Below are 12,917 nucleotides of genomic sequence, written 5' to 3' on the forward strand. Positions count from 1 at the left end.
TTTCGCAAGAGGTCTAATATAACTTATCGAATTTAAAGTTTATCTAGATCAAAATTTCTATCTTATTATTTCTTTCAAATACAGTCGCCTGAACAGAATTTTTCTTCCCATAAAAAGTAAAGCCTTAGATTACTAAGACTTTACTTTTTATCTGGTGAATCAGGTCTTAGATTCCGTATTTCACACGATAAGCTTCCATCTTCGCCAATGCATCATTATCGCCTTTTGCATCTAGGTAATTCATTAAATCTTTCATGGTAATCAGTGCATGTACTGGGATTTCTAGTTCTTTTTGCACTTCCTGAATGGCGGATAATTCACCTTGGCCTTTTTCCTGACGGTCAAGAGCAACCAGTACACCTGCAATTTGTGCACCAGCATTTTTCAGGATAGTGACCACTTCACGAATCGCAGTACCAGCTGTGATCACATCATCAATGATCCAGACTTTTTTCCCTTCCACTGAAGCACCTACCAGCACACCACCTTCACCGTGATCTTTGGCTTCTTTACGGTTAAAGCCCCACGGCACGCTTACGCCATGATTTTGAGACAGTGCCACTGCTGTAGCTGCTACAAAAGGAATGCCTTTGTATGCTGGTCCAAAAATCACTTCAACATTGTCACATCCAGTTAATTTTGCAGCATAGCCAGAAGCCAGTAATGACAAGGCTTCACCGTCATTGAGCAAGCCAGCATTAAAAAAATAAGGACTCACACGTCCTGATTTTAAAGTAAACTCACCAAATTTAAGCACACCACGTGATAATGCGAGTTCGATAAAAGCTTGCGGGTTAAAATGAGCTGGCGTTGACATGAGGTGCTCCTAAATCCATTAATTAAGGGTAAGACTTGCGCATGATACCAAAGAGTAGCTATCCAGGTGATCAAAAAATTCTTCGTGTCGTTTCAATTAATGTCAACGGTTTACGTTCCTCTGTCAGCAAGGGCTTGCTAGAGTGGATCGAACAGTCTGATGCCGATGTGATCTGCATGCAGGAAAGCCGGATTACCCATGCGCAGTGGACTGACAAATTCAAGCCTGAAGGCTGGTATACTCACCTGTTCCCTGCCGAGCGTCCAGGTTATGCCGGTACAGCGATTTACAGCCGTCTGCCTTTTGTTTCGATTACCGATGGGCTGGGTTTTGAACTAGCTGATTCTCAAGGCCGTTTTATCTCGGCAGAATTTGACTTGGGTCTGGAAAAAACAGCGCATATCTGTTCCCTGTATTTACCTTCAGGTTCTTCGGGCGATGAAGCGCAGGCACGTAAAGATCACTTTCTGGAAGAATATGCAAAAATCCTGAAACAGTGGCGCGATGAAAATAAATCGGTGATTGTCTGCGGTGACTATAATATTGTGCATAAACGTATTGATATTAAAAACTGGTCGGGCAACCAGAAAGCCTCGGGCTGTTTACCGCACGAACGTGCCTGGCTAGATCATATCTACGATGAACTCGGTTACGTGGATACTTTCCGTGAAGTCCGCAAAGAAGCCGAATTATACTCCTGGTGGTCAAACCGTGGACAAGCACGCGCCAAGAACGTGGGCTGGCGGATTGACTATCAGGCCTGTTCCCCGGACTGGAAAGACCGTACTGTAAATGCCTGGGTCTATAGAGATGAATGGTTTAGTGACCATGCACCCGTAATTATTGACTATAAAATCTAAAACTGACCTAAAGATTGAGTGAACATTTGTTCACTCAATTAAGGCTTATCTCTTACATGACATGACGTATTTTTTGGGTTTATCTCAATGTAATAACATAGCATTATAGCGCTACGGCACAAGGACATGTCAGGACGACAACATAAGGACAGGACGCCGTAGGAAGAAAATAAAACAAACTATCAGATTTAGTTTGTTTTGCATGGATGTGACATTGGACGTTGGATCGAGACCCGCATGATCAGGATGATTAAATGCGGGTTTTCTCTTTCTATCATTCCCAAATTTTTATTTTTCTTATTATTTAGATTGTTCTTTTTCTTGCTGCTCATATTAAAGCTGCTTGATGTCATTTTGATGACATGACTTTTCTGCTATTTAAAATTTTTTCCTTTTTTTCATTTGCTTTTGCATGGTCTGCTGCTGCCAATTTGGTTAAGCTAGTTCATGATTTAAATTTTTTAGATGGCAGCTATGTTAAAAATTTACGGAATTAAAAATTGTAGTTCGATGAAGAAAGCCTTTGATCTGCTGACTGAGCAAGGTCTGAGTTATGAATTTCATGATTATAAAAAACAGGGCATCGATGCAGAAACCATCAAAACCTGGCTGGATGCCTTGGGTCAGGATGTAGTCCTGAATAAGAAAGGCACTACCTGGCGTAAACTTACTACTGAAGAGCAGGAAAATGCGCTTGCCAATGAAAATAATCTGATTACCACTTTAACTACTCATACCAGCTTAATCAAACGTCCGGTATTACAGACCGCAACTGGTTTTATCGCTGGTTTTGACGAAGCCGCTTATCGGGAGTTAAAAGACTAATCGTTCGATAAATGGGAAGAATAAAAAAAGCCTGACAGAGGTCAGGCTTTTTTTATGGTAGTTTTTAGAGAACGGTTCTGATCCATTATTTGGCACGAATCCAGGTCTGGTTACGACCTAAAGCAGACACGCCGATATAACCGCGTAGCTCAAGCTTCTTACCACCATCTGTCAGGTTGCCTTTCAATTTGTAAGTTTTACCAGATTTTGGATCTAGGATCGAACCACTGTCATAGCTGGTTCCGCCTGTATTTTTCAGGCCTTTCACAATCGTCAAACCTTTCAGCGATTTATTGTGATACGGACCTTCACATTTTGTACAAGCATTTTCTTCACCCGGTGTTAATACCGATTGGATGCTTGCAGATAATGTCCCATTTTTTTGCTCAGTAAATTTTACTATAGCCTTTGGTTGCTTGGTTTCGTCGTCAATCGTTTTCCAAACGGTACCATTTAAAGGATCTGCAGCATTGGCCAGCGCAGATAAGCCGAGTAGTCCTAACATTAGCGTAATTTTTTTCATTTTTCTTCATTTCCCTAGTCTGAGATAGACCGATGTAGTATTAAAAAGTCACAACATTTTTGCAATTTTTACCTGTGACTATTTAGTGTAACCTTGTAAATATTGTTGGTAAATAATCAACATAGTCAATAAAAGCAGAAAAAGATGGAAAGAAGATGAAGATGAGCCCCGTGACGAAACAATTAATTACAGAAAGTCTTTTAAAAGCGACCATCCGCGCGCCTAGTCGGTTCAATCTTCCTCCAAGCTCCTTACGGGTCGCACTGGAGCAGATGTGCAAGATTTTTCCGCAAGATAAATCCGTACAAATCCGTTCGCTCCGGCTGGCAGGTGTACATGCCGAGGAAATCAAACCACAGCAGGAATCCAGCCAGCTGATTTTCCATATTCATGGTGGTGCTTTTTATCTCGGTTCCTTAAATACCCATCGTGCCTTTATGACCCAGATTGCCGCTCGCACCCAGATGCAGGTACTGCATATTGATTATCCTCTGGCTCCTGAATCTGCTTATCCTGAACCTTTGGAGGCCCTATTTGATGTCTATAATCTGTTATTAGATCAGGGCATTCAGGCTAAGGATATTATTCTGTCCGGAGATTCGTGTGGTGCTAATCTGGCGTTGGCATTGGCACTCAAATTACAGCAGGAAGGCCTGCCCCAAGTGAGTGGGCTAATTCTACTTTCCCCTTTCCTTGATCTGACCCTGACCAGTGAATCACTACGCTATAATCAGAAACATGATGCCCTGCTGTCGATTGAAACCCTGAAAACCGGGATTCAGTATTATGTACCGAGTGCAATGGATCGTGGTGATCCAGAGATTTCCCCATTTTTTGCCGATCTCAGTGGTTTGCCGCCGATACATATACAGGTGGGATCTAAAGAGATTCTGCTGGATGATGCCACACGCTTCAAGGAAAAAGCGGAACAGGCGGGTGTCGAGGTTGAATTCAAGTTATATACCGGCATGTGGCATAATTTTCAGATGTTTAGTGCCTGGTTTGAAGAGGCCCGACAAGCGCTGGCGGATCTTTCGGAATTTGCCCATCGTCTAGATCAAGACTAGAAATTTAAAAGAAGCCATAAAAAAGGTCAGCGATTGCTGACCTTTTCTGTTCATTGATTATCTATCGCTTTTTAGATCTGGCTTACCTGCGCCATCGCAGTTTCAATCGCCTGCTTTTTCGCAGCATCGCCCATATTGACGCCTTCAGCACGAATCACGTGCACATCAGTTACGCCAGTAAAGTTAAATACAGTTTTCAGGAAAGCTTCCTGGAAATCGACTGGGCTTTGTTCGCCATAAACACCACCACGGCTACTGGCAATATAGACTTTCTTTTCACCTGCCAGACCCACTGGGCCATTTTCTGTATATTTAAAAGTACGCCCTGCCACACTAATGCGGTCAATCCAGGCTTTTAAGGTAGAAGGTAGGCCGAAGTTATACATAGCGGCCCCAACTACCACGATATCCGCCTGTAAGTACTGCTGTAAAATCTGTTCACCTAAAGCCGCCTGCTCAAGATTCTGACCCATCAAAATTTCAGCAGTTAAATGTGGAATCGGCTGTGCAGCCAAGTCCAGATATTCGAGCTCAACTGCTTCACCATGTTTCTGTTGAAGCTGTCCCACAATAGCTTGAGTCAACTGACGGGAAATAGAGGCATCACCTAAAATACTGGAATCGATCTGTAAAATTTTCATTGCTTAATTTGGTCCGTTCATTGTTCGGGAATAGACATAGCTTAATAAATTTTAAATAATGAAATAATGGGTTTAAATAAAACACTTCATTGCGTATTTAGAACAATAAATTCCCAACTTAATTTTTCTCCTTTTTTTTAATTTTTGATAAATATTACTGATTATCAATGAATTAATTTTATGTTGTATTTCTGTAAATAATNNTAATTAAAGCAATATTTTTTTTCTATCTTTTAAAAACTTAGCAATAACAATAAAGGTCAGACCTGTTGTATGAAGCGAATGTCAGCAATATTACAAAAATTCCAGAATCATCGACTCAAGAAATATCTGATCGAAGATGAAGTAGTGATGAACTGGGGGATTTTGAAAAAGTGTATCCTGATGCTGGCACTTGGCTGTGGCATACATATAAGCTGGCTAAGTTGGGATCTGTTTGTCCTGTCACATCCACAATACTGGCAGCATGTCCATATTGACGTTGTTCGTTCCCAGGTTCACATGAATGGCCTGTTTTTACTGGCGCTGGTTCTTTTGATTTATCCCTGTTATAAATTTCAGGGCAATGCGCTAATAGAACGATATTTTCCCTATCTGGCAGTGGGTATCTTTGTGGTTTCCCTGTGTCGGGATGCGTATATCGTAGGCATGATTAGTCCGGAGCCACAATTGCCTATGTCTGCCTGATGACGGTAGGACTGGTCCTGTTTCACCGGAGACTGATCTATAGCATGCTGATTCCGGCCTCACTGTTTCTGGTGACTTGTGCCTATTTAAGCTTTAACCAACAACTGCCTTATTCACCACTCTTTAATATTCAGGACCAGTTTTTCCATAATAGCTTCTGGCTATTATCAATGCTGTATTTTATCCTGCCGATTCTTGCTGTCTGTATGATTTTATTTGAGATTTTACTCAGTCAATGGCGCTATCGTGAACAGCTGATTAACCATCTCAGCCAGATTGATCCCTTGACCAACTTGTTTAATCGCTGCAGCATTAATCAGTGTCTGGATCAGTTAAATAGTACTGCGACTTTTAACTATGCCCTGGTGCTGCTGGATCTGGATCATTTTAAAAAGATCAATGACTACTATGGACATCACAAGGGCGATGAAACACTGGTACAAGTCAGTGCGGTACTGAACCAGCAATTACGTGAAAGTGATGTGGTGGGCCGGTTCGGTGGTGAAGAATTTATTCTGGTCCTGAATAATTCCAGCCTGGAAAAAGCTCAGCAGGTTGCAGAGCGTTGCCGAAGCGCGATCCAGCAACTACAGATTTTTAGTGATGAAGGACAGTTAATTCCGGTGACTGCCAGCTTTGGTATTGCTATTTCAAAACCAGAATTACGCCCGCAGCAACTCCTGAGCCAGGCCGATCAGGCCCTTTATCAGGCCAAAGCCAATGGACGGAATCAGGTAAAATCTTATCTGGAACCTTTGAAAGTTCAACCAGCCTGATATTTTCGGCTTTATTCACTTTAAAGCATGTACCCGAAAAGCTTTAAAGTGAATGCTAGAGCTGCTCTAAACGCTGTAGCTGTGCCAACAATTCTGCTTCATTAAATGCGCCGGTCAAACGTAAGCTGCGAATCTCCTGCTGCTTAGTATCGAGAAATAAATAAGTCGGTGGTCCCAGAATTTCCCATCGGTTAAGTAAAGTCTGATGGGTAGTATCATACTGACTAAGATCAAGCTTGATCAGAAAATAAGGGGCTAAGGCCTGCTGAACAGCAGCTGCCTTTAATACTTTATGTTCAATCGGCTGACAGGCCACACACCAATCAGCATAGACATCAATAATGACCTTCTGCCCTTTCGGTACTGTAGCCAGTAACTGTTCAAATTCAGTAGCTGTTTTTGCTATATGCCAACTCGCCTGTTGTTGGGCAGTTTCAACAAAAAAGCGCTGACTATGTTGATACTGACTATATGTAATATAAGGCACGGCGATAGCCAAACAGATGATATAAAGCCAGCGCAGTCCGGTATTTTTCCAGAATAATCGTGCTAGAACATAGGCAACAAAGCTTAAGCCCAGCCCTAGCGACAGCCACTGCAATGCAGCTTCTGAAATCAACGGACGGATAAAATACAAGGCCAGAGCCAGCATGATGAAAGCAAAAAGCACTTTCACCTGATTCATCCAGTGCCCGGCTCGGGGTAGAATGCGTGCCCCCATAATACTGGCCAGCAGCAACGGGGTACCCATACCGAAACCTAAAGTAAATAGGAGCACTGCGCCTTGCCATTGGTTCTGGGTCTGGGAAATAAATAATAATGCACCGGCTAATGGTGCCGTCATACAAGGCCCGACCAGCAAGGCAGAAACAGATCCCATGACCGCAGCGCTGACCAGAGTTCCCCCTTGCTGCATCGCCTGAACCCGGTCCAGACGCTGTGTCAAACGCTGTGGCATTTTAATTTCAAACAGGCCAAACAGGTTGAGGGCAAATACCACAAATAGTGCACTAAATGCCATCAGGGTGGCAGGTTGCTGTAACCAGCGCTGAAAGTTGAGTCCGGCTGAAGACGCGATCAAGCCCAGTACCGCATAGACTGTGGCCATACTGCTTACAAAGCTTAGGGCAATCATCCAAGCCTTGATGCCTTTGCTATCACGAACAATCAGTGAAGTCAGAATTGGCAGCATCGGCAAAGAGCATGGCGTAAATGCCAGCAAAATGCCCAAGCCAAAAAACAATAGTAATCCATAAGCTAGCGAACTTTCAGCGAGACGTGCAGACCATTGCTGATCTTGTGCCGAGTCGCTGCTGGATCGTGTAGAAATGACTTCGACGATTTTGCTGTCTGTATTTCCTGATTCTAGATCATCAGCAGAATTTGCCATAATCCGGTTGTGTTGCGAGGAAGAGCTGCTTAGATCTAGTAACCTTTTATTACCCGAGCTAGTAGATTCAGATTGCACCAGACCGGATAAGTCAGTCTTGAATTCAATGGTTTGAGGAGGATAACAAAGCCTGTCTTTGGCACAGCCTTGCCAGCTGACCTGATAAGTTTGACCCGCCTGTGTCGGAATCTGAACTTTTAATTGCTGATAATAAACCTGGGTATGACCATAGTTTTCATCATATAGATCTTCAGCGGGTGGTAATTGCAAGGTCATCGGCTGACTTCCCTGCTTTAGCTCTACCTTATGCTGATAAAGATAATAGTTTTGCGGAATTTCCCAGCTAAGTTCAGCCTGTTGCTGAGTGACTGAACTGATACTCAGAGGGAAAGCCTGCTCAGGCGAAAGCAAAGGTGCTTCTGCCTGAGCAATATTGCTAAGCAACACTGTGCCCAATAAGACTGGAGAAAATACTTTTCTCCCGATCTTAAACCGTAGTACTTTGGTCATATCGAAATAAGAGCAGCTTAGAATAGGAACGATACGCCCAAGCCTGAGAAGTAACCTTTATTTTGACCTTCCAGATCCACCCCGACACTGGCATCAAGTTGTACCTGATCATTCAATGCATACATGACGCCAGTGCCTAGCGCATATTCATTATCCTGACTTTCGGCTTTGCGATAGATCAGTTCTGAATAACCTGACCAGCGATCAGCAATCTGATAGCCTAAAGTCGGAATCGCAGTAATCGCCCAGTTGCTATCCTGCCATTCATAACGCATGGTCAGTGCAGTATTCACCAAATCATTATATTGATAAGCAACTGCTGAGCTCAGACTGTAAATATCTTCTTCATTGCTAAAATTAGCATTACCTGTGGCAATAATGGCTTCAGCCATCAGCGCCATACTGAGTTTTTCATCATCCAGATCAATGGCTTTTTTCAGGCCAATACTGACATCGCCCAGGCCATCATCCTCTTCAGTCTGGCCATTGAACTTGGTTTGTGACCAAGCCGGACCGGCCCAGCCTAAACGTAATTCCAGATCATCAGTCAAACCGGTACGCAACAAGACATCGGCATTTAAAGTGGTTTGTTTCAGCTTGCTTCCATCCACAGTCGCTTCGCTATAAGAGAAACTCGGTAAACCCTGTTCCCAAGCTAACTGACCCACTGGAACTGTACTGGTGCCCAGACCTTCACCTGGTCGGTCAAACTCTACTGCTGCACAAAGCTGTGCACTCACACCCATCAGTGCCATCAAACCCAATATTCTTAAAGTTGTCTTCATCTTGCTGGAGCTCTTTCTTAAAATTTAATGTAATTCCTTGGTCATTTTTGCGCCATGACTACGCAATAATTCTAGGGTCTGTTTTTCTTCTTCCAGTGCTTCTGCCCAGTTAATTTCATCAAAATCACAATCAAAGAATAAATCACTAATCGATGACAGAATGGTTAATCCTTCTTCATCCTTGCTGTTTGGATTGACTTTTTCTTCTAATAGGCGCTGCACTGCAGGTACACAGGCTGCACTGGCCGCATCCCAAAGTGGGCCATAAACTTCTTCAGCATCCCAGAGATGCAAATTGACTTTGGCCTGGATCAGTGCTTCCAGAATCTGTAAATGTACGTCCAGACGTTGCTGTTTTTCTTCGGCAGTTAATGGACTACCCGCTTCATAAGCTTCGCACACTTCTTCCCACCATTTGAACAGACCATCCGACCAGATGGAAATGACTGGGCCTTTTTCCAGATCAATAAAATTCGGGTTAAGTCCATCTGCCAAAAGCTGTTTGACCTGACCCAGATTAAGTTCTTCGAGTGCTTGCACAAAAAGCTGTTGTTGCGCAGTTAACATGATGAAGCTCACTTCAAATTCGTTTTTCACTATTATGCCGAATAAAGCAGGATTTGTTTTGTTCTCATTCGTTTATTTTATCTAAAATTGAAAAAAGCCCCGTAGGGCCTTTTTCATCTGCGAATTATTTATTGTTCTAGATCTGTACCTGTATCTTCTTCCGCAAGTTTTAGCGGAGTGCTACGTACGTTATCTTTTTTCTCAATCACATGTTCCAGACTGCGTTTTAAACGGTCAATAGCACCATGAATGGCAGTATCAACATTATGACCATGATGGTTCACGACAATTGGCTTCAAGCCGGCAGGACGTGCTTCGATCATGCAGCGAATATCGTCATCGCCTCCTTTGGCGGCATTTTCATCGCTAAGATGCACTGAGAAATGGGTAATACGCTCACTGTGGCGCTGGAATTCCTGATTTAATTCGGTACGAACGTAAGTAATTAGACGATCACTATTGCGAATGTTTTTATCGGTACGGAGTTCAATGTTCATAAAATACCATCCTCAAATCATTTTAACTTTTTAGTGCAGAATTTTTATCTTGGCACGTGTATAGCTTGCTGTTTTATATTGCATTTCACATCTTCAAATCGCTTTGGATAAAACCCTCCAGATTGAATGATGAACACATTTTTGAGTCTGCAGAACCGTGTTCCTATTACTTCGAATATCGGTCCTCTGTTGAAAATATGCAAGTGATATTTTGATTTTTTTAGCAAAAGGACAACCGATCGTGACAACTGCTTACCGGATCATGATTGACCTTCCAGATTTGGGACAATCGAAATACTATTCACATGACTTTCCCAAAATTAAAGCAGTCTTTGCCCTGTTCATAGAGGATCTATGTCTTTACTTTAACCAGCTTCAAAATTGAGTTTCTATTCTTAAAATTAATAGACCTCTTGCGAAAGTAAAAACCACCTCAATATAAATTTCATGAGATATCAGAAATTAAATCGTTTTTCAGATTCTGAATTCAAACGCTTGGTTGGCGTACCTCGATAAGTTTTTACTGAAATGGTCGATGTTTTAGAAAAAGCAGAATCACTTAAAAAGAAATCAGGTCGTCCTCATACTTTAGCTATAGAGGATCAGTTGTTATTAACGCTCAATTACTTACGCAACTACAGCACTCAACTAGAATTGGCGGCATACTACCATATCGCTGAAAGTAATGTGAGTCGAACCATTAAAAAGGTTGAAGATGCTTTGATGAAATCGAGATGTTTTACTGCCAAAACGAAGTATTACCACAGCAGACGAACACTTTAACTGGGTCATTATTGATGCGACAGAATGTTCAATAGAACGCCCGAAAAAAAACCAGAATAAGTTCTACAGTGGTAAAAAGAAGAAACATACACTAAAAACCCAAGTGATTTATCATCCGCAGAGCAAACAAATCATAGGGATCGATGTATCAAATGGCAGTCAGCATGATATTAAACTGGCAAGAAAAACGGTTAAGAAGTTTAAACATTGTGAATATGTTCTGACGGATTTAGGGTACTATGGATTAGAACAAGAGGGATTTAAGTTATTGATGCCAATCAAGAAAAAGAAGAAGTTACCTTTATTTGATGCTGAGAAAAAGTACAATAAAATGCTTGGAAAAAATACGAGTTGTGATCGAACACATCAATAGTCAATTGAAAACATTTAGAATATTAAGTGAACGCCATCAAAATAGACGGAAAAGATTCGGTTTACGCATTAACTTAATTGCTGCACTCGTAAACCGGATAAACTTGCAATAATGACTTTCGCAAGAGATCTAATTTAAATATAAAAACTTAACTTCATTTAAATATCCTATAAACCTTCTTCTCCCAATATCTCAAATTATCATCAGCTCAAGACGATGAAATATTTCTGTCAGCGATCAATTTTGACTTTATTTTTACTTATTAATCTGTATCCTTAAGCTGCTTTCTCGGGGGAGATATTTAAATGAAATTTACACAAATCGCGGCACTTTGTGCATTAGCTTCAACAGCAGCTTTCACTCAGGCAGCAGTTTGGCAAGATTTTAGTTTGTCAGCTTTATATGGTGAAAACTATAAAGCACCATTTGCAGCGGGTAATGAAAAAATTGATCAATCAACCATTACTGCTGAATATGCAGCTGGTTTAAAATATGGTGATATCTTCGCCTTTGCTGACCGTACCAATAATGACTTCGGTAATGAAACTTACTTCGAAGTTGCACCGCGTTTAAGTTTAGGTGCAGTCACTGGTCAAAAGCTTGAACTTGGCCCAATTAAAGACGTACTTATTGCCACTACTTGGGAGGGCAATAGCGGTGCGAGTGACTTTAATAACTACCTATACGGGATCGGTTTTGCACTTAATATTCCATATACTAGCTATGCAAATATTAACTTCTACAAAGCTGACAATGACCTGCAAAAAGATGATTATCAAATGACGATCACTTATGCAGTTCCATTTAAAATTGGTGGCGAAGAATTCCTGGCAGATGCTTTCCTGGACTGGTCAACCGCTGAAGGTCCTGATCACAAAAGCGAATTGAACTGGACTTCACAATACAAATGGAACGTTGGTAAGCATATCTCTCCTGAGACTAAACTTTACCTCGGTATTGAACATTCTATTTGGAATAACAAATTTGGTACTGACGTTGATCAACACGATGTCAGCGCATTGGTTAAATACCACTTCTAAGTTTTTAGAATGAATAAAGCAGGACTTCGGTTCTGCTTTTTTATTGCCTAAATTCAGGTTATGGTTAGATATTCTCTTTCTTTTTTGGCATCTGCTTATGAGCTTTATTATTCGTCCTGCTCAAATTCAAGATCTGGAACATCTACTCCCGATCTACAATGCTGAAATCTTATACGGAACCTCAACCTGGAATAGCACGCCAAAGACAATTCAGGATTTTCAGAACATGCTAAGTGAATTAAGTGCTCAGCAATTTCCTTTATTGGTGGCTGAACATTCAGCATCCAAGCAAATTGCAGGTTATGCGGATTATTCTACTTTTCGGCCCATCCAGGGCTTTAAACACACTGTTGAACATTCTGTCTTTCTTCATGCAGATTTTATTGGGCAAGGTCTGGGCAAAGCCCTGATGCTCAAGCTGATTGAACATGCCCAGCAAAATGCAATCCATGTTATGGTCGGTGCCATTGACCATGAAAATCAGGCATCGATTGCCTTACATGAGAAATTAGGCTTTAAACAAACCGGTTATATGCCGGAAGTTGGACAGAAATTTGGACAATGGCGCGATCTGGTATTAATGCAACTCAACCTGAACTAAACCAAAATATTTTATTTTTTATGTAAAACTTAATATAAACAGGTCAATAATCTGTTAGAAAAATTGCGGATAGATAAAATTTTCTATTAAAACCAGAATAATGTCAGTTGAGTAAAATTATGAATAAATGGCTTATCTTTATCAGTATTCTCCAGAGATGGATCCGTAAATTTGA

13 protein-coding genes and 2 pseudogenes are annotated in these 12,917 nt (G+C 41.5%); 8 read left to right on the forward strand and 7 right to left on the reverse strand.

Annotated elements, in window-relative coordinates; translation table 11 throughout:
- Positions 1–166: 166 nt before the first annotated feature.
- Positions 167–817 (reverse strand): orotate phosphoribosyltransferase, encoded by a 651-nt coding sequence (gene pyrE / locus B3J29_RS09270; RefSeq protein ID WP_005232704.1) that lies wholly within the window; start codon positions 815–817, stop codon positions 167–169.
- Positions 818–858: 41 nt separating this feature from the next.
- Between pyrE and B3J29_RS09275 the strand changes: the two genes are divergently transcribed.
- Both B3J29_RS09275 and B3J29_RS09280 read left to right on the forward strand, forming a co-directional pair.
- Complete coding sequence (locus B3J29_RS09275; RefSeq protein WP_005232705.1) at positions 859–1,677, forward strand: exodeoxyribonuclease III; 819 nt, start codon at positions 859–861, stop codon at positions 1,675–1,677.
- Positions 1,678–2,151: 474 nt separating this feature from the next.
- Positions 2,152–2,502 carry a Spx/MgsR family RNA polymerase-binding regulatory protein gene (locus B3J29_RS09280; RefSeq protein ID WP_005232706.1) on the forward strand — a complete coding sequence of 117 codons (351 nt, stop codon included), beginning with the start codon at positions 2,152–2,154 and terminating at the stop codon, positions 2,500–2,502.
- Between the two features lie 85 nt (positions 2,503–2,587).
- Here the strand turns inward: B3J29_RS09280 and B3J29_RS09285 are convergent, their stop codons facing one another.
- Entirely contained in the window at positions 2,588–3,025 is a 438-nt protein-coding gene (locus tag B3J29_RS09285) for a DUF2147 domain-containing protein (RefSeq protein WP_004781465.1), read from the reverse strand.
- Between the two features lie 155 nt (positions 3,026–3,180).
- Here B3J29_RS09285 and B3J29_RS09290 point away from each other — a divergent pair, with 155 nt between their 5' ends.
- Positions 3,181–4,092: an alpha/beta hydrolase gene (locus B3J29_RS09290; RefSeq protein WP_005232708.1), complete on the forward strand. Its 912-nt coding sequence runs from the start codon at positions 3,181–3,183 to the stop codon at positions 4,090–4,092.
- Positions 4,093–4,163: 71 nt separating this feature from the next.
- Here the strand turns inward: B3J29_RS09290 and B3J29_RS09295 are convergent, their stop codons facing one another.
- Positions 4,164–4,733 (reverse strand): FMN-dependent NADH-azoreductase, encoded by a 570-nt coding sequence (locus B3J29_RS09295; protein WP_005232710.1) that lies wholly within the window; start codon positions 4,731–4,733, stop codon positions 4,164–4,166.
- A gap of 273 nt (positions 4,734–5,006) precedes the next feature.
- On the opposite strand from B3J29_RS09295, the pseudogene B3J29_RS09305 reads away from it, so the two are divergent.
- A pseudogene (locus B3J29_RS09305) lies at positions 5,007–6,196 on the forward strand (GGDEF domain-containing protein).
- Positions 6,197–6,251: 55 nt separating this feature from the next.
- Here the strand turns inward: B3J29_RS09305 and dsbD are convergent.
- From dsbD to B3J29_RS09325, 4 genes are all read right to left on the reverse strand, one after another.
- Complete coding sequence (gene dsbD, locus B3J29_RS09310) at positions 6,252–8,096, reverse strand: protein-disulfide reductase DsbD (RefSeq protein WP_004781456.1); 1,845 nt, start codon at positions 8,094–8,096, stop codon at positions 6,252–6,254.
- A gap of 17 nt (positions 8,097–8,113) precedes the next feature.
- A complete protein-coding gene (locus tag B3J29_RS09315; RefSeq protein ID WP_005232720.1) occupies positions 8,114–8,881 on the reverse strand; it encodes a transporter in 768 nt (255 codons plus the stop codon).
- 24 nt (positions 8,882–8,905) lie between these two features.
- Positions 8,906–9,448 carry an ankyrin repeat domain-containing protein gene (locus B3J29_RS09320; RefSeq protein ID WP_004781453.1) on the reverse strand — a complete coding sequence of 181 codons (543 nt, stop codon included), beginning with the start codon at positions 9,446–9,448 and terminating at the stop codon, positions 8,906–8,908.
- Between the two features lie 128 nt (positions 9,449–9,576).
- Positions 9,577–9,945: an HPF/RaiA family ribosome-associated protein gene (locus B3J29_RS09325; RefSeq protein WP_005232722.1), complete on the reverse strand. Its 369-nt coding sequence runs from the start codon at positions 9,943–9,945 to the stop codon at positions 9,577–9,579.
- Positions 9,946–10,186: 241 nt separating this feature from the next.
- Between B3J29_RS09325 and B3J29_RS09330 the strand changes: the two genes are divergently transcribed.
- The 4 genes and pseudogenes from B3J29_RS09330 (at position 10,187) to B3J29_RS09345 (ending at position 12,742) form a co-directional block, all read left to right on the forward strand.
- On the forward strand, positions 10,187–10,330 hold the full coding sequence (locus tag B3J29_RS09330; RefSeq protein WP_155757201.1) for a hypothetical protein: 144 nt from the start codon (positions 10,187–10,189) through the stop codon (positions 10,328–10,330).
- A gap of 62 nt (positions 10,331–10,392) precedes the next feature.
- Positions 10,393–11,213 (forward strand): annotated as a pseudogene (locus B3J29_RS09335) (IS5 family transposase).
- 193 nt (positions 11,214–11,406) lie between these two features.
- On the forward strand, positions 11,407–12,141 hold the full coding sequence (locus B3J29_RS09340) for an outer membrane protein OmpK (RefSeq protein WP_004781448.1): 735 nt from the start codon (positions 11,407–11,409) through the stop codon (positions 12,139–12,141).
- A 97-nt stretch (positions 12,142–12,238) separates the two neighbouring features.
- Positions 12,239–12,742, forward strand: coding sequence for a GNAT family N-acetyltransferase (locus B3J29_RS09345; RefSeq protein ID WP_004781446.1), 504 nt, complete (start codon positions 12,239–12,241; stop codon positions 12,740–12,742).
- Positions 12,743–12,917: the final 175 nt, after the last annotated feature.

Origin of the sequence: Acinetobacter sp. UBA5984, from assembly GCF_002429925.1 — a bacterium.
Taxonomy (GTDB): domain Bacteria; phylum Pseudomonadota; class Gammaproteobacteria; order Pseudomonadales; family Moraxellaceae; genus Acinetobacter; species Acinetobacter variabilis.